The organism is Pseudomonas sp. WC1, from assembly GCF_050586565.1.
Taxonomy (GTDB): Bacteria; Pseudomonadota; Gammaproteobacteria; order Pseudomonadales; family Pseudomonadaceae; genus Aquipseudomonas.
In genome coordinates this window covers 1-25,574 of the sequence record NZ_JBOBDQ010000022.1, presented here as the reverse complement: position 1 = coordinate 25,574, position 25,574 = coordinate 1, and the positions used below count along the sequence as shown (strand labels likewise).

The following is a 25,574-nucleotide window of genomic DNA, read 5'->3' as shown; positions in this document are numbered from 1 at the left end:
AAATAGCTATTGTTCTGAAGGCAATTCATATCTGATATGTAGCAACCCCTCCAGATTTCTGGTTACGCACAGGTCTTGTTGCAGCCATGCGACTTTCCATTCGTCATATCGAAGTTTTCCGCGCCATCATGGCCGCCGGCAGTGTCACTGGCGCCGCGCGCCTGCTGTTCACCTCACAGCCCACGGTCAGCCGCGAGCTGGCGCGCATGGAGCAGGTCACCGGCCTGAGTTTGTTCGAGCGCGAAGGCGGGCGCCTGGTGCCCAGTGCCCAGGCCTTGTTGCTGATCGAGGAAGTCGAGCGTGCCTTCGTCGGCCTCGAGCGCATCGACCGCTTCGCCCAGGCCATCCGCAATTTCGAGCAGGGCCGGCTGGCCGTCACCTGCCTGCCGTTGTTCTCGCAAACCCTGCTGCCGAAGGCCTGCAAGGCGTTTCACCAGCATCATCCTGGGGTCAGCCTGAGCATCACCGCCCAGGAGTCGCCGTTGTTGGAGGAGTCGCTGGTCGCCCAGCAGCACGACCTCGGCCTGACCGAGACCGCGCAAGTGCCGCGGGGTGCGGTCGGCGAGCTGTTGTTCAACGCCGACATGGTCTGTGTGCTGCCCGCGCAGCACCCCTTGCTGGCCAAGCCGGTACTCCAGTTGCAGGACTTCCATGAGGTCGATTTCATCAACCTTGCCAGCTTGGACAGCTACCGCCAGCAACTCGACCGGCATTTCCGCGAGGCCGGCGTGAACCGGCGCACGATCATCGAGACCACCAGCGCCGCCTCGGTGTGCGCCATGGTCCGCCAGGGGCTGGGGGTGGCGATCATCAACCCGCTGAGCGGGCTGGAAGCGGGGCAGGCTGGGCTGGCGATCCGCCGCCTGAGCCTGTCGGTGCCGTACCAGGTGATGCTGATCCGGCCAGAGCTGCGGCCGGCGTCAGTGGTGCTGGAGCCGTTCTGCCAGGCGCTGCGGGTGCAGGCCAGGGCAATGGAGGCGGCCTTGGCGCAAGGCGCCTGAGCGGTCGGGCGACCGATTGGAACGTTCTCAGCCACGCCAGGGTCAACCCCATCAGCAGTGATCGAAAATGCTCCACAGCATGAGGAATCGCCATGAGTACGCTGACGATCGAAGGCTGGTTCAAAGCTGAGGGTGATCGCAGGTCCACCCCGGTGGGCGATATCCACTTCGACATCCAGGGTGTGAACCACCGCAAGTTGGAGCAGGCCGAGGAGCGCCTGCAACAGAGCCACGAGCCCGAGGCGATGGTGGATGTCGACATGGAGAGCCTGAACCTGGTGTTGCCCGAGGGCTACGGCCCGTTGTCGGACTGCCGCCTGCGCGTCTACCTGAGCGACGACGAGCGTGGCCAGTTCCACCTGGTCGGGCATCGGGCCAGCGATGGCAGCCTGATCTACACCAATGCGGTGTTGATCGCTCAGCTGAGCTGAATACCGGCTGCGCTGTCGCCGATTTCCAGGCGTGCCGCCACTGACGTTGCCACTTCGATGAAAGCCCGCGCTGCCGCGCTCTGATAGGCGCCCCTGCGCTGCATCAAGACTGCGGTGCGCTGCAGGCGCAGAGGGTCCAGGGCAATGGCGGTCAGGTCATCATGGGCCAGGGCGAGGTTGGCGGGCAGCAAGGTCGACAGTGTCGTGCGGCGTACCACTTCGATCACCGCGCCAATGGCGTTGGCCTCCATCCGCACCCGTGGGCGTATACCGTGCTGGCGGAAATAGCGCTCGATCTGCTCGCGCGTGGCGAACTCGGCGCTGAGCAATATCAGCGACTCGTCGTTGAGCGCCTGCGGGCCAATGCTGCGGGCAGTGGCCAGCGGATGTGCGCGACCGACCACCAGCGCCAGGGTTTCCACCAGCAGCGGGCGGCTGTCGATGTCCTGGCTGTGGACCTCATCGAAGGCGATGCCGACATCCAGCTCATCGGCCTGCAACAGCTCCTCCATGCGCTCTTGGGCGATTTCGCGCAGGTTCAGGGTGATGTTGGGGTAACGCGCATGGAAGGCCTCGACCAGCGGGCCGATCAGGTAGCTGGTGAAGGTCGGCGTTACCGCCACCCGCAGCGATCCTCGGCTCAGGTCGCCCACGTCATGGATGGCGCGCCTGGCCTCCAGCAGTTCCTGTTCCGCCCGCTTGGCATAGCGCAGGTAGACATCCCCGGCATCGGTCAGCCGCGTGCTGCGCCCGGAACGGTCGAACAACTGCGCGCCAAGGCTTTCCTCCAGTTGCCTGACCTGTTGTGACAGCGCCGGCTGGGAGACATGCAGCGCCGCTGCGGCGCGGGTGAAACTGTGGTGTTGCGCCACTGCGAGAAAGTACTGGAGGTGCCGGGCAAGCATGACTGTTTCCATAAGATAATCTGATGCGCTTCATCATAAATGAGACTTTTACCTTATGTAATGCGCTGCGTAACCTTTGCCTCAACACACCGCGACATTGAGGCAAGCAGCCATGAAAGACATCATCGACGGTTTTCTGAAGTTCCAGCGCGACGCCTTCCCCGAGCGGGTCAAGCTGTTCAAGGACCTGGCCACCCAGCAAAGCCCCCGGGCGCTGTTCATCTCCTGCTCCGACAGCCGCCTGGTGCCCGAGCTGGTCACCCAGCGCGAGCCGGGCGACCTGTTCGTCATCCGCAACGCCGGCAACATCGTGCCTTCCTACGGCCCTGAGCCCGGCGGCGTATCGGCCTCGGTCGAATATGCCGTCGCCGCCCTGCAAGTGGCCGACATCGTCATCTGCGGCCACTCCGACTGCGGCGCCATGACCGCCATCGCCACCTGCAAGTGCCTGGACCACATGCCTGCCGTGGCCGGCTGGCTGCGCTATGCCGACTCCGCCCGGGTGGTCAACGAGGCGCGCCAGCATCACAGCCCGCAAGCCAAGGTCGAGGCCATGGTGCGCGAGAACGTGATCGCCCAGCTGGCCAACATCCAGACCCACCCCTCGGTGCGCCTGGCCCTGGAAGAGGGCCGCGTGCGCCTGCATGGCTGGATCTACGACATCGAAAGCGGCCGCATCGATGCCTTCGATGGGCGCACCGGCCAGTTCGTGGCCCTGGCGCAGAACCCTGACGTCAACGCCGTTTCCCACCCCTCCAGGCACGTTGCCTGAACCTCTTTCAAACCCAAGGAGATACACCATGATCCAGTCGCAAATCAGCCAGAACGCCCGCCTTGCCCTGAGCGAAGTCATCCTCCTGGCCAAGGCCCGCAAGGACCTGTCGTTCGCCCAGATCACCGACGGCACCGGGCTGTCCGAAGCCTTCGTCACTGCCGCGCTGCTGGGCCAGCACCCGCTGCCGGCCAGCGCTGCCCAGGTGGTGGGTGACAAGCTCGGCCTGGACGCCGATGGCATTGCCCTGCTGCAGACCGTGCCACTGCGCGGCAGCATCCAAGGCGGCGTGCCGACCGACCCGACCATCTACCGCTTCTACGAGATGCTGCAGGTGTACGGCACCACCCTCAAGGCACTGGTCCACGAGAAGTTCGGCGACGGCATCATCAGCGCCATCAACTTCAAGCTCGACGTGAAGAAGGTTGACGACCCCGAAGGTGGCTCCCGCGCGGTGATCACCCTGGATGGCAAGTATCTGCCGACCAAGCCGTTCTGATTCGCCCTTAGTGGAATGGCCCGACCGCAGCAAGACGGCCGGGCCATTTCCACGCTCGCTAATGATCCCCTATCAGGAGTGACGGCATGGACCTGATCTTCAGAAATGTCCGCATCGACGACGCAAAACCCTTGATGGATGTGGCCGTGCGCAATGGCAAGATCACTGATATCGCCCAGACGATCACGGCAACGGCAAACCAGGAAATCCAGGGCAACGGCAATGTCCTGGTCCCCGGCTTCGTCGAAGCCCACCTGCACCTGGAAAAAGCCAACGTCATGCAGCGCAAGGCCAACCGCTCCGGCACCTTGAAGGAAGCGATCGCCGTCACCGCCGCTCTCAAGCCCACCCTGACCCGCGACGATATTCGCGAGCGTTCTGTGCAGGTGTTGCGCGCCCTGGTGCAGGCCGGCACCACCCATGTGCGCGCCCACGCCGAGTTCGATCCGGCCCAGGGTTTTACCGGCCTGGACGTGGTCCTGGAGCTGCGCGAAACCTTGCGTGATGTTATCGATATCCAGGTGGTGGCGTTTCCCCAGGAAGGCATCCTGAAACTGCCCGGCATGAAAGAGATGATGGTCGAGGCCATGGAGAGGGGCGCCGATGTGGTCGGCGGCATTCCCTACAACGACGTATCGCCCCTGGAGCACATCGATTTCGTCTTCGACCTGGCCCAGCGCTACGGCAAGGACATCGACCTGCACCAGGACTTCGCCGACGACGCCGAGCACATGACCATCGAGTACGTCGCCCGCCGGACCCTCGCCGCGGGCTACCAAGGGCGCGTCAGTGTCGGCCACCTGACCAGCCTGGCGGCCGTGGAGCCAGCGCGCCAGGCGCGCATCATAGCGCTGCTGCGCGAAGCCGGCATCAGCGTGATGTGCCTGCCTGCCACCGACCTGCACCTGGGCGCCCGCGGCGACAGCCACAATGTGCGCCGCACCTTGACGCCGGTGCGGGCGTTGCGCGATGGCGGGGTGAACGTGTGCCTGGCCACCAACAACATCCGCAATGCCTTCACCCCCTACGGTACCGGCGACCTGCTGCACATCGCGCAACTGGCCATTCCCGCCTGCCACCTGGGCGGGGCGGACGACCAGGCCACGGTGCTGCCGATGCTCACCAGCAACCCTGCCAAGGCCCTGGGGTTGCAGAACCATGGCCTGGCGGTGGGCAACGACGCTGACCTGGTGCTGATGGATACCCACCGTGTCAGCGACGTGATCCTCGACCTGCCTGCGCGGCTGATGGTGCTCAAGCGTGGGAGGGTGGTGGCGACGGCCGAGCATCGCCGCTCGGTGGTGTTCTGAGCGGTTGTTACGGTAACTGCGTCAGGTGGGGTTGCAGCGTGTTGTCAGCCCTGAGCCGCCACGGCAGCTTGATCGTTGAAGCCCTGCTCCAGTTCGATCCCGTATTGAAACATCGCCATGTCCATGATCCGCGCGGTGGGGTATTGCAGCCCAAGGCGTCCGGTGCGCAGGGGCAGGGCAGGGACGGCGAGTTCCTCGACCAGTTCCGCCAATGCCGCCAGGCCTTTGCCACTGGCATTGGTGATTGAGGAGCGGCGGGGGAACAGATCGCGGCATGCAGCAATATAGAAACGATCGAGCGCTGGGCACTCACCCCAGACGCCCATCAGGATCTTGGTCTTGAGGGTATTCGTCCAGGAGACGTTGGTCGCCAGGGACTCCATGGAGCCCAGCACGGAATCCAGCAATTTCTGATGGCGGGCCCGGTTGCTGTTGTCAGGTCCGAAGTCCTCCAGCGAGAGCTCAAGCAACTCGGCACCCTGACCTTCGAAGAGCAGTTTGGCCAAGGCCTTCATCAGGTCCAGATTGCTGTTCTGCAGGAGCCCCGAGGAACCTCGGAACATCCCCCAGTTCGCCAGGTAGAAACCGATGTGCAGCGCGGTCGTCTCTAGCTGCGTCTTGGATGTCAGGTCGGACCAGTGGGTACGGGAATCGTCCCAGATGTACTCGTACAGGAACTCCCAGGCCTTGAGCCTTGGGTAAAGATTGCCTGGCGCCGGCTGGATGTTGCCGTAGTAGGTCTTGGCGTAGTGATGCACATCGAAAGTCATGGGGCAACGTCCTGTCGAGATGGGGTGGCATTCTAGTGGCGCATGATCCGCCAGTCGACCATGACGGATGTTCTGCCAACCCGTGTTCATAGGTCGTGCTCATGATCCGCCACGTGTCGCTGTCGGTGGGTAGCAGGTGCTCGATCCGCAGCGAAGCCGCCGCTTTCGCAAGGGAATGTCTCACTAAGGGTTTGGCTATCGCCCGGTATCAACGCGATCGATGTTGGCAGACGCGCCGCGTTCTCTCCCTCTAGTTTGCGCAGGGCGTGCTGGAACCCCGAACAACAATAACGAGGGACCCCGACCATGCCCACCGCCCCCCAAGCGTCCAACGCCTGGCGCATCCTGTTCCTGCTGTTCCTGGCCAACCTGTTCAACTTCTTCGACCGCACCATCCCCGCCATCGTCATCGAGCCGATCCGCCTGGAGTGGCACCTGAGCGACTTCCAGATCGGCATCATCGGCACCGCCTTCACCCTGGTCTACGCCATCGCCGGCCTGCCGCTGGCACGTATCGCCGACACCGGCTCGCGCAGCAAGCTCATGGGCTGGGGCCTGCTGGCGTGGAGCGGGCTGACGGCGGTAAACGGCATGGTCGGCAGTTTCTGGAGCTTCCTGCTGGTGCGCATGGGCGTGGGCATCGGCGAGGCGAGCTATGCGCCCGCCGCCAACTCGCTGATCGGCGACCTGTTTCCCGCCGGGCGGCGGGCAAGGGCGATGGGCATCTTCATGCTTGGCCTGCCGTTGGGCCTGTTGCTGGCGTTCTTCAGCATCGGCGCGATGGTCGAGGCCTTCGCTACCTGGCGCGCACCGTTCTTCATTGCCGCCGTGCCTGGCGTGCTGCTGGCGCTGTTCATCTTCATGATCCGCGAACCCGCGCGCGGTGCGGCGGAGACTGTGGCAATCGCCCAGACCCCGCTCGACCGCCCGCTGCGCCGGGTGCTCAGCGTGCCCACCTTCGCCTGGCTGGTGTTGGCGGGGCTGACCTTCAATTTCGCCACCTATGCCTGCAACTCATTCATGGTGCCGATGCTGCAGCGTTACTTTGCGCTAACGCTGCACGACGCCGCAGTGGCCACCGGGCTGATCGTCGGCCTCAGCGGCCTGGTGGGCCTGACCCTCGGCGGCTGGGTGGCCGACAAGGTGCACCAGCGCTTCGCCAATGGCCGCCTGGTGTTTGCCGCGTTGAGCATGCTGGTAGCCAGCCTGTGCACCGCCTGGGCGCTGCATGCCGGGCGCATCGAGCTGGGGGTGTTCGTGGCGGTCTTTGGTATTGGCTGGCTGTTCTCGTACAACTTCTACACCTGCGTGTACACCGCCATCCAGGACGTGGTGCAACCGCGCTTGCGGGCCACGGCCATGGCCCTGTTCTTCGCCGGGCTGTACCTGCTGGGCGGCGGGCTAGGGCCGGTGGTGGTCGGCGGGCTGTCGGACCACTTCGCCGTGGCGGCCATGACGGCGGCGGGTGAGGGTCTGATGAGCGAGGCGTTCAAGGCACAGGGGCTGCATGATGCGATGTACTTGATCCCCGTGGCGCTGATGTTGACCATGTTGTTCCTGCTGGCGGCTTCAAGGTGTTTCAGCCGGGATGCGCAGCGGATGCGCGAGGGCATGGTGCTGGAGGGTGGGGCGGTGGCGGGGCAGGCGGCACAGGCTTGAGTCCGTGCTTACCGGCCTGGACGCTAGCACTTGCTGGCATGTCCGCTGGCTTTCTCGCAGACTACCCTTCTTTGCGCAAGAGCAGGGGAGCAGCAGTCAATGCGCGTTGTGGTGGATACCCGGACAGACGAAATACTTAGACTGGAGCATTTGTTGGAGGGGGGAAACTATACGCTCTGGTTGAACAGTTACGGTCCCTTTCCCCTGGACAGGTCACTCGAAGCGCAGTTGCGTCATTCGGTGGGCAAAGGTTGTACCGTTGGTGGTGATTCATCGACCTGTGCAAGCGCCGCTCGCGGCGAAGTCATCGAGTCCCTGCTGCACTCAGGGGACGGCGGCTACGGGCCGTTGGAGCTACCTGCCAAGCGTTCGGAAGTGCTCAGGTTGGCAGAGGTGCTGCTCGGCCAGGTTCATCTTGACCGGGCCGACATTATCCGCAGGTTCTGGCTTGTCGAGGGGCACCCGGCATATCCCGTGTGGTGGGATTTTGCCTTCGACATTCAAGCCCAGGGGCAGCGCTGGATACTGATGGGCAGCGCGAGTGATTAAGCGGATCGCTTGGGTTATCAGTAATTGCTTGTAGTCGAGAAGGTTGGCACTGAGGTCATCGAGACCTGGCGCCGCGAATATTACTCAAATCTCGGCGTTGCGGATCACCCGTTGATACGCCGCCGTCATGGCTTGCCATGTTTCGCTGTCGGCGGGCACCAGGTGCTCGATACGCAGCGACGCCACCGTGATGTCCTGCGGCATGCCGAAGGTGGTGAAGGTGGACAGGAAGCGCAGCTCACCCTCGGCAGTGCGCACCCGGGTCAGCACCAGCGCAGACACAGGCGTATCCGCCGCCAACGCGGGTGGCACGGGCAAGTCTTGCAGCAGTCTGGCCAGGTCAGGATTGCTCACCGCCTCCCTGGCCGCCCGCTGCCAGGCAATCGCCCGTATCTCGTCTGCATTGATCAGATGATCCCCCAGCCCGCCCGGGCGCAGCAGTGTGTCCAGCAGGTTGAGCCCCGAGGTGCTGCTGGCCAGTACGCCGGCCATTGCGAACAACAGTCCGGCACTGGCATTGGCCGCCGTGATGTCCCAGTTGCTGGCGATGACGATGGCCGGGGCGGGGTTGTTGGCCTGCAGGATGTGCTCCACGGCGTCGTGCACCATCTTCATGGCCGGGGCGTCCGCTGCAGAGGCCATGTAGCGCGGTGCATAGCCCGCCGCGAGGAACACTTCGTTGCAGTGCTCAAGCGGCACCTGCAGCGCGCTGAGCAGGGCATGCAGGGTGCCGGGGCTGGCCTTGGCGCGGCCGGTTTCCACGCAGCTCAGGTGGCGTTGCGAAACACCGGCGAGCAACGCCAGGTTGAGCTGGCTGAGGCCGGCCTGGCGCCGCAGGCGGCGCAGATGCGCGCCCGCGTCGGTGGCGGTGGGCGGGTGCGGGGTGTGGAAGGGAAGAGGGCTCATGCTGCGACTCTGGCTGTCCTTGGCTGAAGCGTTCATGACCTGTGAGGTCATTGCTGCGCAGGCGACTGTATCACTACCGTGAGGCCAACTTCGCCCGCCAGATCGACAGGTATGGAATTCGACCATGAGAGCTGAATGGATCGCGCTGCCGCTGTTGCTGTTGTTTGCCCTTTACACCGGTTGGACCATGGTGATTGCGGAGCAATCACTGATTGCCTTTGGCCTGGAGCTGATGTCCCGGCCGGACACCGCGCAGGTGGTTATCGACCTGTACATGATGGCCGGGCTGGGCTGCGTCTGGATGGTCAGCGACCACCGCAAGCGCGGCGGTTCGCTGCTTGGCGTCATGCCCTATGTGCTGCTGACGCTGGTGTTCGTCTGCATGGGGCCGCTGCTGTACATCGTGGTCAAGGGTGGCATGCCGAGGTACGGGCAATGAACGTCGCCCTGTCGGTCTATGCCTGTTGCGTGGTGGTGCTGTTCATCAAGATGCTGGCGATTTCCTGCTACCAGGGTTACTTCCGTCTGCGTTTCCTGGCCTTCACCAACAGCGAGGATGCGGCAGTGTTCAGACGCTCGGCTTCTCCCTCTGAACTACCGCAAGTCACGCGCGCCGCGCAGGCTTGGCGCAATGACCTGGAGAATATTCCGATGTTCATAGCCTTGGCCGGGCTTGCGGTTGCGCTCGACGCGCCTGCAGCCAGCACCGCTTGGCTCAGTGGCATGTTCACCGTGGCGCGGGTGCTGCATACGGTGACCTACCTGGCGCGGCTCCAGCCCTGGCGGACGCTGAGCTATGGCGTGGGCGTACTGTGCCTGATCGGGTTGGCCACGTTGCTCGTCATACCAGTGTACTCAGCCGTGGCTTTACATTGAATTATTCCAGGCCAATAATTATTGCCATGGAATAATTGCGGATAAACCCATGGCTGACATCTTCCTGCGACCTGAACTGGCGGCCGACATGGCCCGGCAACTGCTCGAGCCGTCCGCGCTGGATATCGGCCTGCGTTCCGGATTGTTCCTGTCTGGCCTGCGGCGCACCGGCAAGACCACCTTCCTCAGGAACGATCTGATCCCGGCGCTGGAGGCCAAGGGCGCGCTGGTGATCTACGTCGACCTGTGGAGCGACACCCAGACCAGCCCGGTGCATCTGGTGCTCGCCGCCGTGCGCAAGGCCCTGCGCGAGCTGCAGATGCCGGCGTCGTCGTTCATGCAGCGGCTCAGGGCCCTGCGCGGCGCCGAGGTGGAGCTGGCCGGGTTCAAGTTCGGCTTCAACCTCGACACCCTGGGCGAGGCGGGCGGCGTGACCTTGGCCCAGGCCCTGGGCGAGGTGGTCGACCAGGCCAAGGCCAATGTGGTGTTGATCGTCGACGAAGTGCAGCACGCCATCACCACCGAAGACGGGCAGCAGATGATGCTGGCGCTGAAGGCCGCGCGTGACGCCATCAACCCACGCCCAGCCCCGGCTGGGCATTTCCTGTTCATCGGCACCGGCTCGCACCGGGCGATGGTCAACGAGCTGACCGCCCGGCGTAACCAGGCCTTCGCCGGCGCCACCAACGTGGCCTATCCGGTACTGGGCGAGGACTATGTGGCGTTCTGGCTTGAACGGCTCGCAGCCGATGGCCTCGACAACCTGCCTTCGCTGGCGGTGGCGACCGAGGCGTTCCAGACGCTGGGCAGCCGCCCCGAAGAGTTCATCCGCGCCCTGCGCCAGTTGATTCATTCGCCCAGCCTGACTTCTGGAGCGGATGTGGTGCTGCCGGTGATCGCCGCCACGCTGCGTTCGGCGGCGGCGGACCTGGAGCTGATGAAGGTCGAGGAGCTGGGCGTGCTGGCCCAGGCCATCTTCGCCCGCATCGCCTCGGTGGACGGCGAGACACGCGGGGTGTTCTCCGCCGAGGCGGCGGCGCAGTACTCGAAGGTCGTCGGGCGTGAAGTGCGGGTGGAGGAAGTGCAGCCCGTGGCCAACGACCTGCTGGCGGCCAATCTGATCATCCGTCGCGGGCATGGGTTGTATGGGGTGACGGATCCGTTCGTGCAGGAGATCTGGCGGGAGCGCCAGGCGATGTTGGGCAAGCGCTGAGTCGGCTGCGGTCGGCGATGCTCAAATGACAAGGATGTTGGTGTGAGTGATACCCCTTCGATATTCAAAAAACTGGCTGTACGGCTGCTGGGCTTGTGCGTGGTACTTCCCGTGTTGTTGGTTACGGGATACTGGGGCCTGTTCGCCGTGGTCTTGTTCCCAGGGATGATCTACAACGGCTTCGATGACCCTTGGGATTACCAACTGACCCGTATGGGGTTGGTCATCGTAACGGCGATGGGCTTGTGGGGCGTATATACAGGGCTGCGGCTTTATCGGCACTTCCTGCAAAGCACGCGCCCACCAGCGTGGGCCCGCTCTGCCTGGGCGGGGCTGGCATGCGGCACGGTGGCGAATCTGGCGATCCTCGCCTGGTTGCCGGAGTCGTTGCTGTTACTGGGGTGGCCTTTGATCGGCAGTGCAGCCTTTGCCTTGCTGTTGCTGCACAGCGCCAGGTTTAGCCCGCGCTACCGATGCAGCCCTTGATCAGCCGTTTGTGCTCGGTCAGTGCCTGGTTGAAATCAATGAGTGCGAAGCTCATCGGCTTGCTGTTTGGGTAACAGTGCGTGGAGGCACCCACTTACGGGAAACGCTTGACGATGCCAATGTCAGGTCTCGCTGTCGTAACCCATTTTCAAAGCCTGAGCTTGATCTGCCAGTTCATCCATCGCGGCACGGCTGATTTTGTCGTGCCTAACCTTGTAGGCAATCAGGTCGGCGAACGCGATACCTCGTTCACCGTCGGCGCAGGTATGAGGGATTGCCCCCTCATCCAGCTGCTTCGCCAGATACTTGCAAGAAACGTTTAGCGCTTGCGCCGCTTCCGAAATGGTCAGCGTGGACTTTTCCATGACGATGGTGCGTTCTGCACCATGGAATTCATCACGAAGTTTCTGATACCCCAGCCGCGCGTAGAAGCCTTGGGCTGTGATGGATGAAGGAACGCGCAATGCTGTGACGCCAGCCCTGATCGCCGCTGTGTGGATGGCCTTCATCAATTGTTTGCCAATACCTGTCCCATGATGGATCGGTGCGACAAACACTGTCCTGACGACCTCACCCTCGAGACTTGCCGTCCCCAGCAGATCGTTCTGCTTGACCGCCACGAACACCACCCGGCTATCGAGCAAGGCACTGACCGCCGTAGGTGAAAAACTCTGTTCTACCTGGGCGATGACCTCTGCCGGGTAGTCCTGCGAGTTGGATTCGCGCAGTGCCGCGATCACGATGCGGCTGATGGCTTGTGCATCATCGCGCTGTGCGCGGCGGATATGACATTCCATGGACGTATCCCGAACTGATGTCCCCAAAGCCTAACCCGTTTCGAGCGGCCTTGTATTACGAAAGGGCCGCAAAGCGGCCCTGTGCACCTGTGATCTCAGTGCTTCATCCCAAGCTCCGCATCATCCATCAGCGCCTTGGCCAGCGCGCTCAGGTAATACGATGCCCAGATCAGCTGAGGTTTTTCCTCCATGATCCCGGTGATGGTCAGGTCGCACACGCAGCCCATCAACTCCGAAGCCTGTTCCCGTGCGTGCTGGCAAGGGATGCCGGGTTCGATGCAGAACAGCGGGTCGGTATGCTTTTCACCCTGGTAGAACCGGGTCTTGCCCACGGTGGTGTGGGGCGTGGTGTCGTCTGTGCTCATTGCTCAATCTCCCTGAAATGATCGGTGCCTGGGCGAGCTCTCGCAGTTAGATCCGCTATCAGCTACACAGCATCTGCCGCGCAGCCACGCCGATCCCCTGTGGGAGCCGGCTTGCCGGCGATGAGGCCAGCCCAGGCAACCCCTGGCTAACGGCCTAGTGCAGTGTGCGAGGCTCCACCTGCGGCATCTGCACCTGATTCAACGCTGATTCGAGCAGCACCCGCAGCGCCTCCATTTCATGCATCGCGGCCAGGACCAGAATCGACACGGGCGACTTGGGATGCAGCAGAACAGCCTGATGCGCCACGGTCTGCGCGCAGAGGGCGTACTCCGTGGCCTGGATGATGGTGTCTTCGAGGGAGTGGTGGTTGTGGGGTGGGTCGGGGACGATCTTTAACATAACAATTTCCCTTTGGCGGTGCCGCCACCTGCCTGCTGTCAAACAGTAGGGTGGCAGCTGTACGTGGGTTGACAGACCGGCGGAAATTGCAAAGTTCCGGCGCACGCAAGCGTGCCCGCACGTACAGCTGCCATAAAGGTTGAGCTGCGTGCAATTTGCCGTCACAGCCTGTCAAAGCTGTATCGTTGATGTGCAACGATAGGCCGAGACTAGAGCCCCAATAGGGAGACCGCAACGGAAAAAAGACGGTGGCAGGATATTTGGGAAATGGACTACAAGGAAGAGGTTAAATCTGATTTTAAAGAGGCGAGTCGGAAGCGGTCCTTCTGCCTCAGGGTGAAAGTAAGTTGGCAGGATTCATCGGTTTCTGTTGTTTGAGCTAGACGGGTAAGGCGCCTTGATTTACTAGAGGTTTTGGTTGGGTTGTGGCTATGCGCCGAAGAATCTGGTGCTGTTTTGATATGTCTAAAGGGAAATTTTTGCTGCAAATTTTTTGTAGATCCAACCTTCGAATGGAAGGCCGTCTATGTGTGTTTCTATTCGAATCCAATCACTATCGATTTTCGATTCTAGAATTGTGATCCTGTTAGGCGTGCTGAGTTTGGTAATGGTTTTGTATTTTGTTCCTGGGCCATTTCTTAGATTTATGTTTTCCTTTTTTATTATCCATATTTCACTTGGGTTGCTATTCGTTGTGCTGGTGCTGGCTTGAATTTTACAAATAGTTGATCCAGTTGCATTTGTCTCCCCTCTAGATAGCTGCTTGCAAATTATACCTATAAATGTGTCTATGTCAGCGATGTGGCCAATCGTGCTGAGAATGGCGTATAGCAATACCGCAAGGAAAGGCTTGGAGCTTTCGCTAATTGCTTCGTCTTTAAGAGCGTTAAGTATTTTCTTCTTTAGTTTCTTGTTGGGTGTCGAGCTGTCTAGATTTAAGAATATGGACTCTAGTTTTTTGCGGTTTGAGGCATTGTATTCGGTTAGGATCTCGTTGAGCTGTAATGTGGATGTTAGGAATCTGAAGTGGGTTGAGCCTTTGAAGTCGTCGAAGGTTTTATATAGGTATGTGAGATCTTTCCACGGGTTGAATACCTCAGGGTGAAAAAAGATGTACTTGGTGCCGTCAATGAGGTCGCGCCATTTGGTGGTTGCACTCTTCATTAGCTTGCTCGATGCGAGTTTTTTCCACTGTTCATCGTCAAGCGACATCGCTTGGAGCGTTGCGCCAAGTTGGCTAAGTGGGATAGATTCCATTACTTTGCGTAGAGGTGCCCTTGTGTCAATTGGGAGCGCTGGACGTGGACGTTCGGGACCTACGAAGTCCATGTTGAAGGCTTTTCTTATCCATGATGTGTCTGGTCCTTCGTTCTCTGTCATTTTAGTCTCGGTTAAGAGTGGGTGCCTCTTTATCGCCCAAAGCCAGTAGGGACTGTAGGGTATATTCTGCTTTTACTCTAAAAACGCCGCCTCCAACAACTGCCTCGTATACCCATGTCGCGGCTCATGAAATATAGCCCCCGCATCCCCCTGTTCCACCACCTGCCCATGCTTGATCACCATCAACTGATGACTCAACGCCTTGACCACCGCCAGGTCATGACTGATAAACAGATAAGTCAGGTTGTACTTAACCTGCAAATTCCGCAAAAGCTCAACCACCTGCCGCTGCACCGTCCGATCCAGCGCCGAGGTCGGCTCATCCAGCAAAATCAACGCCGGCTTCAACACGAGCGCCCGAGCAATAGCAATCCGCTGCCGCTGCCCGCCGGAAAACTCATGGGGATACCGATGCCGTGTCCGCGGATCCAGCCCCACTTCCTCCAACGCCGCGATAATCGCCGCTTCCTGCTCGGCCGGCGTGCCGATCTTGTGAATCCGTAACCCTTCGCCAACGATATCCGCCACGCACATGCGTGGGCTCAGGCTGCCAAAGGGGTCCTGAAACACCACCTGCATTTCCCGCCGCAGCGGCCGCACTTCCTTCTGGTTCAGCCCTTCCAGATTCTGCCCATGAAAGCGAATCCCGCCCTGGCTGGATATCAACCGCAAGATGGCCAGCCCCAAGGTGGACTTGCCCGAACCACTCTCGCCAACGATGCCCAGCGTCTGCCCCTGAGGCAGGCTGAAGTTCACCCCGTCCACGGCCTTCACATGGTCCACGGTGCGGCGCAGCAGCCCCTTCTTGATCGGGAACCACACCTTCAGGTCCTTCACCTCAAGCAACGGCGCGCCTTCGGCATTCGCAGCCGGTGCGCCGCTGGGCTCGGCATTGATCAGCATCTGCGTATACGGATGCTGCGGTTTGTTGAACAGCGTGGCGCAGTCGGCCTGCTCGACGATCTTGCCGCACTGCATCACGCACACGCGGTGGGCGATGCGGCGTACCAGGTTGAGGTCGTGGCTGATCAGCAGCAGGGCCATGCCGAGGCGCGCCTGCAACGACTTGAGCAGGTCGAGGATCTTCAACTGCACGGTCACGTCGAGCGCCGTGGTGGGCTCGTCGGCGATCAGCAGTTCGGGTTCGTTGGCCAGGGCCATGGCGATCATCACCCGTTGGCGCTGGCCACCGGACAGCTCGTGGGGCAGGGCTTTCAGGCGCTTCTGCGGCTCGGGAATGCCGACCAGTTCCAGCAGCTCCAGGGTGCGCGCCGTGGCGGCCTTGCCGGTGAGGCCCTTGTGCAGCAAGAGGATCTCGTTGATCTGCTTCTCGATGCTGTGCAGCGGGTTCAGCGAGGTCATCGGCTCCTGGAAGATCATCGCAATGCGGTTGCCGCGAATGCGCTGCATGGGTTTCTCGCCCAGGTGCAGCAGGTCCTTGCCTTGGTAATGGATGGTGCCAGAAGGATGCCGCGCCAGCGGGTAGGGCAGCAGGCGCAGGATCGAATGCGCGGTCACCGACTTGCCCGAGCCGCTTTCGCCGACCAGGGCCAGGGTCTCGCCCTTGCGGATGTCGAAGCTGATGCCGTCGACCACGCGGTTGACCTGCTCGCCAGTGACGAACTCCACCGCCAGGTCGCGGACTTCGATCAGGGTGTCTTGGCTCATGTCATTTCCTCGGGTCGAAGGCGTCGCGGGCGGATTCGCCGATGAATACCAGCAGGCTCAGCATCACCGCCAGCACGGCGAAGGCGCTGATGCCCAGCCACGGGGCTTGCAGGTTGGACTTGCCCTGGGCCACCAGTTCGCCCAGCGAGGGGGAGCCGGCGGGCAGGCCGAAGCCGAGGAAGTCCAGGGCGGTGAGGGTGCCGATGGCGCCAGTGAGGATGAACGGCATGAAGGTCATGGTCGAGATCATCGCGTTGGGCAGGATATGCCGGTACATGATCGCGCCGTTGCGCATGCCCAGGGCGCGGGCGGCGCGCACGTATTCCAGGTTGCGCCCGCGCAGGAACTCGGCGCGCACCACGTCCACCAGGCTCATCCACGAGAACAGCAGCATGATGCCCAGCAACCACCAGAAGTTGGGCTGCACGAAACTGGCAAGGATGATCAGCAGGTACAGTACCGGCAGGCCGGACCAGATCTCCAAAAAGCGCTGGCCGGCGAGGTCCACCCAACCGCCATAGAAGCCCTGCAGGGCGCCGGCGATCACGCCGATGATCGAGCTGGCGATGGTCAGCGTCAGGGCGAACAGCACCGAGATGCGGAAGCCGTAGATCACCCGGGCCAGCACATCGCGGCCCTGGTCGTCGGTGCCCAGCAGGTTGTCGGTGGAGGGCGGCGCGGGGGCGGGCACTTTCAGGTCGTAGTTGATGCTCTGGTAGCTGTAGGGGATCGGCGCCCACAGCACGAAGGCGTCTTTCTTGGCCAGCAACTCGCGGATATACGGGCTCTTGTAGTTGGCCTCCAGCGGGAACTCGCCGCCGAAGGTGGTTTCCGGGTAGCGCTTGAAGGCCGGGAAGTACCATTCGCCGTCGTAGCGCACGGCGATGGGCTTGTCGTTGGCGATGAACTCGGCGCCCAGGCTGAGCACGAACAGCACCAGGAAGATCCACAGCGACCACCAGCCGCGGCGGTTGGCCTTGAAGCGCTCGAAGCGCCGGCGGTTTAGAGGGGAGAGGGCCATGTCAGTGCTCCCGGCTGGCGAAGTCGATGCGTGGATCGACCAGGGTGTAGGTGAGGTCGCCGATCAGCTTCACCACCAGACCGAGCAGGGTGAAGATGAACAAGGTGCCGAACACCACCGGGTAGTCGCGGTTGATCGCCGCTTCGAAACTCATCAGGCCCAGGCCGTCGAGGCTGAATATCACCTCGATCAGCAGGGACCCTGTGAAGAAGATGCCGATGAACGCCGAGGGGAAGCCGGCGATCACCAGCAGCATGGCGTTGCGGAACACATGGCCGTAGAGCACGCGGGTGCGGCTCAGGCCCTTGGCCTTGGCGGTGACCACGTACTGCTTGTTGATCTCGTCGAGGAAGCTGTTCTTGGTCAACAGGGTCATGGTGGCGAAGTTGCCGATCACCAGGGCGGTGATGGGCAGCACCAGGTGCCAGAAGTAGTCGAGCACCTTGCCGGTGGTGCTGAGCTCGTCGAAGTTGTTGGAGGTCAGCCCGCGCAACGGGAACCAGTCGAAGTAGCTGCCGCCGGCGAATAGCACGATCAGCAGGATGGCGAACAGGAACGCCGGGATGGCGTAGCCGACGATGATCGCCGAGCTGGTCCACACGTCGAAGTGGCTACCGTGGCGCACCGCCTTGGCAATCCCCAGCGGGATCGACACCATGTACATGATCAGTGTGCTCCATAGCCCCAGCGAGATGGACACGGGCATCTTCTCGGCGATCAGGTCGATGACCTTGGCGTCGCGGAAGAAGCTGTTGCCAAAATCCAGCTGGGCGTAGTTCTTGACCATGATCCACAGCCGCTCGGGCGCGGATTTGTCGAAGCCGTACATGCGCTCGATCTCGGCGATCAGCGCCGGGTCCAGGCCTTGCGCGCCACGGTAGTTGGAGCCGGCCACCGAGACTTCGGCGCCGCCGCCGGCGATGCGGCTGGTGGCGCCGTCGAAGCCTTCGAGCTTGGCGATCATCTGTTCCACCGGGCCGCCGGGGGCGGCCTGGACGATGATGAAGTTGATGATGAGGATGCCGAACAGGGTGGGGATGATCAGCAGCAGGCGCCGCAGGATATAAGCCAGCATGTCAGTTGGCCTCATCCGGAACGGTGGCTTCGCTTACCGCGGGCGTGACGTCGGGTTTGATCCACCAGGTGTCGATACCGATGTCGTACTTGGGTGATACGGCGGGGTGGCCGATATGGTTCCAGTAGGCCACGCGCCAGGTCTTGATGTGCCAGTTGGGGATCACGTAGTAACCCCATTGCAGCACGCGGTCCAGGGCGCGGCAGTGTTCGATAAGGCTCTGCCGGGAGTCGGCGTTGATCAACTGCTCCACCAGCTGGTCGATGCCAGGGTCGCGCAGGCCGATGAAGTTGCGGCTGCCGGGGTTGTCGGCGGCGGCGCTGTTCCAGTATTCGCGTTGCTCGTTGCCGGGCGAGTTGGATTGCGCGAAGCCGCCGACGATCATGTCGTAGTCACGCGAGCGCAGGCGGGTGATGTACTGCGAAACGTCCACGCGGCGGATCTCGAGGTTGATGCCAAGGTCCGCGAGGTTGCGCTTGAACGGCAGCAGCACGCGCTCGAACTGGGTCTGGGCCAGCAGGAACTCGATGGTCATGGGCTTGCCGTCTTTATCGACCATCTTGTCGTCGACGACCTTCCAGCCGGCCTCCTGCAGCAGCTTGTAGGCCTGGCGCTGCTGGTCGCGGATCATGCCGCTGCCGTCGGTGACCGGGTTGTGGAAGGCGCCGTTGAACACCTCGTCCGGCACCTTGCCGCGCAGCGGCTCGAGGATCTTCAGCTCGGCGGGGCTGGGCAGGCCGCTGGCGGCCATTTCGGAGTTCTCGAAGTAGCTGCCGGTGCGGGTGTAGGCGCCGTTGAACAGCTGCTTGTTGGTCCACTCGAAGTCCAGCAGCAGGCTGATGGCGTGGCGCACGCGGATGTCCTGGAACATCGGCTTGCGCAGGTTGAAGATGAAGCCCTGCATGCCGACGGGGTTGCCGTTGGGCAGCTCTTCCTTGATCAGCCGGCCGTCGCGCACGGCGGGCACGTCGTAGGCGGTGGCCCAGTTCTTCGCGCTCACCTCCAGGCCGTAGTCGAACTGGCCGGCCTTGAGGGCTTCGAGGGCGACGGTGTTGTCGCGGTAGGAGTCGAAGGTCATCACATCGAAATTGTAGAAGCCGCGGTTGATCGGCAGGTCCTTGGCCCAGTAGTCCTTGACCCGCTCGTAGCGGATCGAGCGGCCGGCCTTCACCTCGGCGACCTTGTACGGGCCGCTGCCGAGCGGGATCTCCAGGTTGCCGCGGTCGAAGTCGCGGCCTTGGTACCAGTGCTTGGGCAGCACCGGCAGCTGGCCGAGGATCAGCGGCAGCTCGCGGTTGTTGTTGTGCTTGAACTTGAACAGCACCGTGAGCGGCGCTTCGGCGACTACTTCTGCGACGTCGGCGTAGTACTGGCGGTACAGCGGCGCGCCGTCCTTGATCAGGGCGTTGAAGGTGAATACCACGTCCTCGGCGCGCATCGGGTGGCCGTCGTGGAAGCGTGCCTCGGGGCGCAGGTAGAAGCGCACCCAGCTGTTGTCGGGGGCCTTTTCGATGTTGCCGGCCACCAGGCCGTACTCGGTGAAGGGCTCGTCCAGGCTCTGGCGCATCAGGGTGTCGTAGATGGCGCCGACGTTGTCGGCGGGCACGCCCTTGTTGATGAACGGGTTGAGGCTGTCGAAGCCGCCGAAGCTGGACTGGCGGAAGGTGCCGCCCTTCGGTGCGTCGGGGTTGACGTACTCGAAGTGCTTGAAGTTGGCCGGGTATTTCGGTGCCTCGTCGTACAGGGTCAGGGCGTGTTGCGGGGCGGCCACGGCCGGGAGCGTGAGGCAGGCCAGCAGCAGGCTGGCGGCCAGGCGGCGCAGGGTCGGCGTCATTTGGCTTTCTCCGAAGGCTTCTTGATCCACCAGCTGTTCAGCCCGAGGGTGTAGGGCGGCGTGGTGACGAAGGCGAACCGGTTGCGGTAGGCCAGGCGGTGATTGTCGAGGTACCAGTTGGGGATCATGTAGTACTGCCATGAGAGCACGCGGTCCAGGGCGCGCGCGGCGGCAATCTGGTCATCGCGGCTGCGGGCGGCGAGCAAGGTGTCGAGCAGGTGGTCGACCACCGGGTCCTTCACGCCAGCATAGTTCTTGCTGCCCTTGGTGGCGGCCTGGCTTGAGTGGAAATACAGCCACTGTTCAAGGCCCGGGCTCAGGGTCTGGTTCAGGGTCATCAGGATCATGTCGAAATCGAACTGGTCGAGCCGTTGTTTGTACTGGGCGCGGTCCACGGTGCGCAAGCGCGCATCGATGCCGATGCTGGCCAGATTTTCGACATAAGGTTGCAGGATGCGTTCGAGGTTGGGGTTCACCAGCAGCAGCTCCAGCCTGAACGGTTGGCCTTTGCTGTCGACCAGGCGCTGGCCGTTGAGCTTCCAGCCGGCCTGGGCGAACAGGGCCAGGGCCTGGCGCAGGGCGGGGCGGCTGATGCCGCTGCCGTCGGTGTGGCTGACCTGGTAGGGCTCGGTGAACAGCTTGTCCGGCAACTGGTCGCGGAATGGCTTGAGCAGCAGCCATTCCTTGCCGGTGGGCAGGCCGCTGGCGGTGAAGTCGCTGTTCGGGTAATAGCTGGTCGAGCGGCGGTAGGCGCTGCTGAACAGGGCGCGGTTGGTCCACTCGAAGTCGAGCATCAGGCCTAGCGCCTGGCGCACCCGTGGATCGCTGAACGCGGCGCGGCGACTGTTCATGAACAGGCCTTGGGTTTGCGTGGGGATCTTGTGCGGAATCTGCGCCTTGATCACCTCGCCACGGCGTACGGCGGGGAAGTTGTAGCCGTTGGCCCAGTTCTTCGCCTGGTGCTCGATGTAGATGTCGAATTCACCGGCCTTGAACGCTTCGAAGGCCACGGTGGCGTCGCGGTAGAACTCGTATTCGACGCGCTTGAAGTTGTATTTGCCGCGGTTAACCGCCAGGTCCTTGCCCCAGTAGTTCTTCACCCGTTCGAACACCAGGCGCCGGCCCGGCTGCACCTCGGTGATGCGGTACGGGCCGCTACCCAGTGGTGGTTCGAAGGTGGTGGCCTTGAAGTCGCGCTTGGCCCAGTAGTGCTTGGGCAGCACCGGCATCTCGCCCAGGCGCAGGATCAGCAGCGGGTTGCCAGCGCGCTTGAACACGAAGCGGATGCGCAGCGGGCCGAGGATATCGACCCGGGCCACTTCCTGCAGGTTGGTGCGGTAGATCGGGTGGCCGTCCTTAAGCAGCGTGCGGTAGGAAAACGCCACGTCCTGCGCGGTGATCGGCACGCCATCGTGGAAGCGCGCCTCGGGGCGCAGGTTGAACACCACCCAGCTGCGGTCCTCGCTGTACTCGACCGAGCGGGCGATCAGGCCGTAGCTGGAGGTGGGTTCGTCGCCGGACGGGTCGTACATGCCGGTGCCGACCATCAGCGGCTCGTTCAGCTCGTTGATGCCGTACTGCAGGAAGTTGGGCGTGGTGACCGGGCTCGAGCCCTTGAAGGTGTAAGGGTTGAGCGTGTCGAAGGTGCCGAAGGCCATGGCCCGCAACGTGCCGCCTTTGGGGGCTTGCGGGTTGACCCAGTCAAAGTGGGTAAAGCTGGCCGGGTACTTGAGCGTGCCGAACTGCGCGTATCCGTGGCTTTCGCTCACCATCGCGACGGCGGGGAAGCTCAAGGCCAGGCTGAGTGACAGCAGGAGGGGACGTATCAAGTCGGCATCCGATCCAGAGGGCGTTGGGCTTGGTTCGGGGTACAGTAACAGCTTGTCTGGAATGGAAAAAGGGTAGGGCGCGGGGCTTTGCTTCAGCCTTCAAAGCATCGTGGGGCCAGCCCGCTCCCACGCCGATCGTGACTGGCGTGGGAGGGGGGCTGGCCCCGCTATCGAGGTATCAGCGCGCGAGGTAGACGGTCAGGGTCTGGCCTGGCTTGAGCGCATGCCCGGTACGTGGGTTCCAGCGCTTGAGGTGCTTCATCTCGACGTTGAAGCGCTTGGCCACCAGGTAGTACGAGTCGCCCTTACGCACCTTGTACTGGGTGGAGCGTTGCTTGGAGTCGGCCACGCGGTTGGCTGCCGCGCTCGGCGCGCTGCCGCCACGCAGGGCCAGGACCTGGCCGACCTTGAGGCTGTTGCCGCGGATGCGGTTCCAGCTTTGCAGCTGCTTGACCGACACCCGGTTGGCCTTGGCGATGCTGCCCAGGTTGTCGCCACGCTTGACCCGGTAGCTGCGCGCCGCAGGCGCCTTGGCCTCGGCCAGGGCGGCCTGGAACACGGCCTTGTTCGGTTGCAGGCTGACCAGTTCCTCGGGCTTGAGGTTGGACATGCGGTCGCTGAGCAGTTGCGCCTTGGCGGTCGGCACCAGCAGTTGTTGTGGGCCGTCCACGGTCATGCGCTTCTTGAAGGCAGGGTTGAGCTGGATCAGTTCGTCTTCGTCGATGTCGGCGAAGGCGGCCACGCGGGACAGGTCGAGGCGGTCGTTGATGGCGACGGCTTCGAAGTACGGCTCGTTGGCAATGGGGTTCAGGTTGACCCCGTAGGCGGCCGGGGTGTTGACCACCTGCGACAGGGCCAGCAGCTTGGGCACGTAGTCGCGGGTTTCCTGCGGCAGCGGCAGGTTCCAGTAGTCGGTCGGCAGGCCCAGGCGCTCGTTGCGCTCGATGGCGCGGCTGACGGTGCCTTCACCGGCGTTGTAGGCCGCCAGGGCCAGCAGCCAGTCGCCGTTGAACATGTCATGCAGGCGGTTCAGGTAATCCAGCGCGGCGTTGGTCGAGGCGGTGACGTCGCGACGGCCATCGTAGAAGTTGGTCTGGCGCAGGTTGAAGTGGCGCCCGGTGGACGGGATGAACTGCCACATGCCGGCGGCATGCGCCCGGGAGTAGGCCATCGGGTTGTAGGCGCTCTCGATGGCCGGCAGCAGGGCCAGTTCCAGCGGCATGTCGCGTTCTTCGAGGCGCTCGACGATGTAGTGCAGGTAGAGGCTGCCGCGCTCGCCGGCGTTCTCGAGGAACGACGGGTTGCTGGCGAACCACAGGCGCTGCTGTTCGATGCGCGGGTTGACGTCCATGCCGTCCTGCAGGGCGAAGCCCTGGCGCATGCGCTCCCAGACGTCCTGCGGCGGTGCCTGCTCCTTGGGCTTGACCACCAGCGGCGCCGGTTTGTGCTTGATCCGCGCCTGATAGTTGTGCGCGCGAACGCTGTCGGCTTCGTCGAGCTGACGGGTGCTCTGGCAGCCGACCAGGGTGGCGGCCAGCGCCAGTGCACTGATCTGGGCCAGTCGCGTCAGGGCGACCGAATGAGAGGTTCTGCGGCTACGGGAAGACATCGGCTGGGACGGTTATCCGGGCGAAAAAGTTGGGCGATTCTAGAAACCGCTCCCCGCCGGGTCAACCATCGGGCCTATGATGCGATATATCTTGGGGTTATCAGAACACGTCCTTCCAAGACCTCAAGGCAGCAAAAACAGTGGCTTGGCTGGGGTTGGAATGTCCCTTCCATTCGTCTGCTTTTTGTTTAACGAATGTTTCAGCGGTGCGCAAAAACGGGTTGGTCAGGCGCTCCAGGCCAATGTTGGAGGGCAAGGTGATGCGATTGTCGGCGCGTAACCGGGTAACGTCCTCGAACCGTTGGCGAACGTGTTCATTGTCGGGTTCCACGGCACGGGCGAATCGCAGGTTGCTCAGGGTGTATTCGTGGGCGCAGTACACTTCGGTCGCGGCGGGCAGGGCGGCCAGGCGTTGCAGCGAATGGTGCATCTGCTCGGGTGTGCCTTCGAACAAGCGGCCGCAGCCGGCGGCGAACAGGGTATCGCCACTGAACAGTAGCGGTGTGGGCGATTGCGCAGTGTAATAGGCGATGTGCCCCAGGGTGTGGCCGGGCATGGCCAGGACCTCGAAGGTCAGGCCCAGCACCTCGATGCGTGCGCCGTCTTCCAGGGCGATATCGCGGCCCGGGATAGCTTCGCTGGCAGGGCCGTACACCTGGGCGCCGGTGGCCTGTTTCAACGCTTCGACGCCGCCGACGTGGTCATGGTGGTGGTGGGTGACGAGGATTGCCTGCAATGCCCAGTCCGGGTGCTGCTCCAGCCACGCGCGCACCGGCCCGGCGTCACCGGGGTCGACCACTGCGCAGCGGCGATTGGCAGTATCCTGTAACAACCAGATGTAGTTGTCGTTGAAAGCGGGTAGGGCATCGATCTGTATCATGTGCGGATCCGTATCGCCAAGCCTGGATATTGAGGGCATCTTAGCCGCGATGGCGCGAGCGGAGAACCTTCGAGGGAGAACGCAATGACCGACCAAGCCTTCGCCCAGGCCGACCCCGACTGGGTCGAGCTGATCCGCCTGGCCCGCGACTGGTTCGATGGGCCTCTTGGGCAGTTGATGCTCAAGGAGGAGGAAAAGTTGCTCGAAGAAGAGCTGCGGCGCTTCTTCGGTGGCTACCTTGTGCACTACGGCCCCTGCGCCGAACCTCCGCCCAATGCCCCGCAGGTGCAGCGCAACGTGCGCCTGGGCGCGCCGCTGCCGGGGGTGGAGATCGTCTGCGAAGAGCAGGCCTGGCCGCTGTCGGAGCACGCCGCCGACGTGGTGGTGCTGCAGCATGGCCTGGACTTCAGCCTGTCTCCCCACGGGCTGCTGCGTGAGGCCGCCAGTTCCGTGCGCCCGGGGGGGCACCTGCTGATCATCGGGATCAACCCCTGGAGCAGTTGGGGCGTGCGCCATTTCTTCAGCCACGGGGCCTTGCGCAAGGCCCGTTGCATCTCGCCGTCGCGGGTTGGCGACTGGCTCAACCTGCTGGGCTTCGCGCTGGAGAAACGCCGCTTCGGGTGTTATCGTCCGCCGCTTGCCTCGCCGGCCTGGCAACAGCGCCTGGCTGGCTGGGAGCGCGTGGCCGGGGGCTGGCAAACTGCCGGCGGCGGTGTCTACCTGCTGGTGGCGCGCAAGATGGTGGTGGGCCTGCGGCCGTTGCGTCTGGAGCGCCGCGAGCCGATGGGCAAACTGCTGCCGCTGCCGCTGGCCAAGGTCAACCGCAGCGCCACCCATCCCGAATCCGAAAAGCACTGAACATGAGTGGTACATGAGCGATAGCGTCGAGATCTACACCGATGGTGCCTGCAAGGGCAACCCTGGCCCGGGCGGCTGGGGTGTGCTGATTGTCTACAAGGGCGTCGAGAAGGAATTGTGGGGCGGCGAGCGCGAGACCACCAACAACCGCATGGAGCTGATGGCGGCGATCGAGGGCCTCAAGGCGCTCAAGCGCGAGTGCGAGGTGCTGCTGACCACCGACTCGCAATACGTCATGAAGGGCATCAACGAGTGGATGGTCAACTGGAAGAAGCGCGGTTGGAAGACCGCCGCGAAAGAGCCGGTGAAGAACGCCGACCTGTGGGTGCAGCTCGATGAGCAGGTCAACCGGCACAAGGTGACCTGGAAGTGGGTCCGTGGGCATATCGGCCATCCGGGCAACGAGCGGGCCGACCAACTGGCCAATCGTGGGGTTGATGAGGTTCGCGCTCAGCGTTGATCCGATTGGGGCTGCTGTGCA

Annotated in this window: 26 protein-coding genes and 1 pseudogene; 13 read left to right on the top strand and 14 right to left on the bottom strand. The window is 62.8% G+C overall.

Annotated elements, in window-relative coordinates:
- Window positions 1-86: 86 nt before the first annotated feature.
- On the top strand, window positions 87-1,001 hold the full coding sequence (locus ACQ4OD_RS12435; RefSeq protein ID WP_198755283.1) for a LysR family transcriptional regulator: 915 nt from the start codon (window positions 87-89) through the stop codon (window positions 999-1,001).
- 92 nt (window positions 1,002-1,093) lie between these two features.
- Window positions 1,094-1,432, top strand: coding sequence for a hypothetical protein (locus ACQ4OD_RS12430; protein ID WP_198755284.1), 339 nt, complete (start codon window positions 1,094-1,096; stop codon window positions 1,430-1,432).
- Here the strand turns inward: ACQ4OD_RS12430 and cynR are convergent.
- The gene (gene cynR / locus ACQ4OD_RS12425) at window positions 1,420-2,337 is read right to left on the bottom strand and encodes a transcriptional regulator CynR (RefSeq protein ID WP_139669763.1); all 918 of its coding nucleotides are present in this window, start codon (window positions 2,335-2,337) and stop codon (window positions 1,420-1,422) included. The two genes, ACQ4OD_RS12430 and cynR, sit on opposite strands and share 13 nt — an antisense overlap.
- Before the next feature lie 112 nt (window positions 2,338-2,449).
- Here cynR and ACQ4OD_RS12420 point away from each other — a divergent pair, with 112 nt between their 5' ends.
- The 3 genes from ACQ4OD_RS12420 to ACQ4OD_RS12410 all read left to right on the top strand — a co-directional run bounded on the left by ACQ4OD_RS12420 (window position 2,450) and on the right by ACQ4OD_RS12410 (window position 4,918).
- Window positions 2,450-3,109 carry a carbonic anhydrase gene (locus ACQ4OD_RS12420; protein WP_046854796.1) on the top strand — a complete coding sequence of 220 codons (660 nt, stop codon included), beginning with the start codon at window positions 2,450-2,452 and terminating at the stop codon, window positions 3,107-3,109.
- Window positions 3,110-3,137: 28 nt separating this feature from the next.
- Window positions 3,138-3,608 carry a cyanase gene (gene cynS, locus ACQ4OD_RS12415; RefSeq protein WP_038706489.1) on the top strand — a complete coding sequence of 157 codons (471 nt, stop codon included), beginning with the start codon at window positions 3,138-3,140 and terminating at the stop codon, window positions 3,606-3,608.
- 86 nt (window positions 3,609-3,694) lie between these two features.
- Window positions 3,695-4,918, top strand: coding sequence for an amidohydrolase family protein (locus ACQ4OD_RS12410; protein WP_198755287.1), 1,224 nt, complete (start codon window positions 3,695-3,697; stop codon window positions 4,916-4,918).
- A gap of 44 nt (window positions 4,919-4,962) precedes the next feature.
- Here the strand turns inward: ACQ4OD_RS12410 and ACQ4OD_RS12405 are convergent, their stop codons facing one another.
- Entirely contained in the window at window positions 4,963-5,688 is a 726-nt protein-coding gene (locus ACQ4OD_RS12405; RefSeq protein WP_139669767.1) for a hypothetical protein, read from the bottom strand.
- A gap of 306 nt (window positions 5,689-5,994) precedes the next feature.
- Here ACQ4OD_RS12405 and ACQ4OD_RS12400 point away from each other — a divergent pair, with 306 nt between their 5' ends.
- Both ACQ4OD_RS12400 and ACQ4OD_RS12395 read left to right on the top strand, forming a co-directional pair.
- Window positions 5,995-7,347, top strand: coding sequence for a spinster family MFS transporter (locus ACQ4OD_RS12400; RefSeq protein ID WP_430944374.1), 1,353 nt, complete (start codon window positions 5,995-5,997; stop codon window positions 7,345-7,347).
- A gap of 99 nt (window positions 7,348-7,446) precedes the next feature.
- The gene (locus ACQ4OD_RS12395) at window positions 7,447-7,896 is read left to right on the top strand and encodes a hypothetical protein (protein ID WP_430944373.1); all 450 of its coding nucleotides are present in this window, start codon (window positions 7,447-7,449) and stop codon (window positions 7,894-7,896) included.
- Window positions 7,897-7,980: 84 nt separating this feature from the next.
- On the opposite strand, the gene ACQ4OD_RS12390 is transcribed toward ACQ4OD_RS12395, so the two are convergent.
- Window positions 7,981-8,802, bottom strand: a complete 822-nt coding sequence (locus ACQ4OD_RS12390) for a helix-turn-helix domain-containing protein (RefSeq protein WP_430944372.1) — start codon at window positions 8,800-8,802, stop codon at window positions 7,981-7,983.
- Window positions 8,803-8,926: 124 nt separating this feature from the next.
- On the opposite strand from ACQ4OD_RS12390, the gene ACQ4OD_RS12385 reads away from it, so the two are divergent.
- Genes ACQ4OD_RS12385 through ACQ4OD_RS12370 form a run of 4 tightly spaced genes read left to right on the top strand, consistent with a single transcriptional unit; the run spans window position 8,927 to window position 11,377 of the window.
- Window positions 8,927-9,241: a DUF2834 domain-containing protein gene (locus ACQ4OD_RS12385; RefSeq protein ID WP_198755291.1), complete on the top strand. Its 315-nt coding sequence runs from the start codon at window positions 8,927-8,929 to the stop codon at window positions 9,239-9,241.
- Window positions 9,238-9,678, top strand: coding sequence for an MAPEG family protein (locus ACQ4OD_RS12380; protein ID WP_139669775.1), 441 nt, complete (start codon window positions 9,238-9,240; stop codon window positions 9,676-9,678). Before ACQ4OD_RS12385 ends, ACQ4OD_RS12380 begins: the two co-directional genes overlap by 4 nt.
- 49 nt (window positions 9,679-9,727) lie before the next feature.
- On the top strand, window positions 9,728-10,891 hold the full coding sequence (locus ACQ4OD_RS12375) for an AAA family ATPase (protein ID WP_430944371.1): 1,164 nt from the start codon (window positions 9,728-9,730) through the stop codon (window positions 10,889-10,891).
- A gap of 42 nt (window positions 10,892-10,933) precedes the next feature.
- Window positions 10,934-11,377: a hypothetical protein gene (locus ACQ4OD_RS12370; RefSeq protein ID WP_430944370.1), complete on the top strand. Its 444-nt coding sequence runs from the start codon at window positions 10,934-10,936 to the stop codon at window positions 11,375-11,377.
- A 356-nt stretch (window positions 11,378-11,733) separates the two neighbouring features.
- On the opposite strand, the pseudogene ACQ4OD_RS12365 reads toward ACQ4OD_RS12370, so the two are convergent.
- The 11 genes and pseudogenes from ACQ4OD_RS12365 to gloB form a co-directional block, all read right to left on the bottom strand.
- Window positions 11,734-12,174: pseudogene (locus tag ACQ4OD_RS12365) on the bottom strand (GNAT family N-acetyltransferase); the annotation flags it as partial.
- Between the two features lie 95 nt (window positions 12,175-12,269).
- Window positions 12,270-12,539, bottom strand: coding sequence for a DUF3077 domain-containing protein (locus ACQ4OD_RS12360; RefSeq protein ID WP_430944369.1), 270 nt, complete (start codon window positions 12,537-12,539; stop codon window positions 12,270-12,272).
- A 154-nt stretch (window positions 12,540-12,693) separates the two neighbouring features.
- Window positions 12,694-12,939, bottom strand: a complete 246-nt coding sequence (locus ACQ4OD_RS12355; RefSeq protein WP_430944368.1) for a hypothetical protein — start codon at window positions 12,937-12,939, stop codon at window positions 12,694-12,696.
- A gap of 465 nt (window positions 12,940-13,404) precedes the next feature.
- Complete coding sequence (locus tag ACQ4OD_RS12350; protein ID WP_430944367.1) at window positions 13,405-14,319, bottom strand: SH3 domain-containing protein; 915 nt, start codon at window positions 14,317-14,319, stop codon at window positions 13,405-13,407.
- A 72-nt stretch (window positions 14,320-14,391) separates the two neighbouring features.
- Entirely contained in the window at window positions 14,392-15,987 is a 1,596-nt protein-coding gene (locus ACQ4OD_RS12345; protein ID WP_430944366.1) for an ABC transporter ATP-binding protein, read from the bottom strand.
- A gap of 1 nt (window position 15,988) precedes the next feature.
- Complete coding sequence (locus tag ACQ4OD_RS12340; protein ID WP_102683696.1) at window positions 15,989-17,008, bottom strand: ABC transporter permease; 1,020 nt, start codon at window positions 17,006-17,008, stop codon at window positions 15,989-15,991.
- A 1-nt stretch (window position 17,009) separates the two neighbouring features.
- Window positions 17,010-18,083 carry a microcin C ABC transporter permease YejB gene (locus tag ACQ4OD_RS12335; RefSeq protein WP_430944365.1) on the bottom strand — a complete coding sequence of 358 codons (1,074 nt, stop codon included), beginning with the start codon at window positions 18,081-18,083 and terminating at the stop codon, window positions 17,010-17,012.
- Window position 18,084: 1 nt separating this feature from the next.
- On the bottom strand, window positions 18,085-19,917 hold the full coding sequence (locus tag ACQ4OD_RS12330; protein WP_430944364.1) for an extracellular solute-binding protein: 1,833 nt from the start codon (window positions 19,915-19,917) through the stop codon (window positions 18,085-18,087).
- Window positions 19,914-21,746, bottom strand: a complete 1,833-nt coding sequence (locus ACQ4OD_RS12325; protein WP_198755301.1) for an extracellular solute-binding protein — start codon at window positions 21,744-21,746, stop codon at window positions 19,914-19,916. Before ACQ4OD_RS12325 ends, ACQ4OD_RS12330 begins: the two co-directional genes overlap by 4 nt.
- A 178-nt stretch (window positions 21,747-21,924) precedes the next feature.
- Window positions 21,925-23,355, bottom strand: coding sequence for a lytic transglycosylase domain-containing protein (locus ACQ4OD_RS12320; RefSeq protein ID WP_102683694.1), 1,431 nt, complete (start codon window positions 23,353-23,355; stop codon window positions 21,925-21,927).
- A 100-nt stretch (window positions 23,356-23,455) separates the two neighbouring features.
- Window positions 23,456-24,235 (bottom strand): hydroxyacylglutathione hydrolase, encoded by a 780-nt coding sequence (gene gloB, locus ACQ4OD_RS12315; protein ID WP_198755303.1) that lies wholly within the window; start codon window positions 24,233-24,235, stop codon window positions 23,456-23,458.
- Window positions 24,236-24,319: 84 nt separating this feature from the next.
- Between gloB and ACQ4OD_RS12310 the strand changes: the two genes are divergently transcribed.
- A complete protein-coding gene (locus ACQ4OD_RS12310; protein ID WP_038706475.1) occupies window positions 24,320-25,093 on the top strand; it encodes a methyltransferase domain-containing protein in 774 nt (257 codons plus the stop codon).
- Window positions 25,094-25,106: 13 nt separating this feature from the next.
- The gene (rnhA, locus tag ACQ4OD_RS12305) at window positions 25,107-25,553 is read left to right on the top strand and encodes a ribonuclease HI (protein WP_023629443.1); all 447 of its coding nucleotides are present in this window, start codon (window positions 25,107-25,109) and stop codon (window positions 25,551-25,553) included.
- Window positions 25,554-25,574 lie beyond the last annotated feature (21 nt).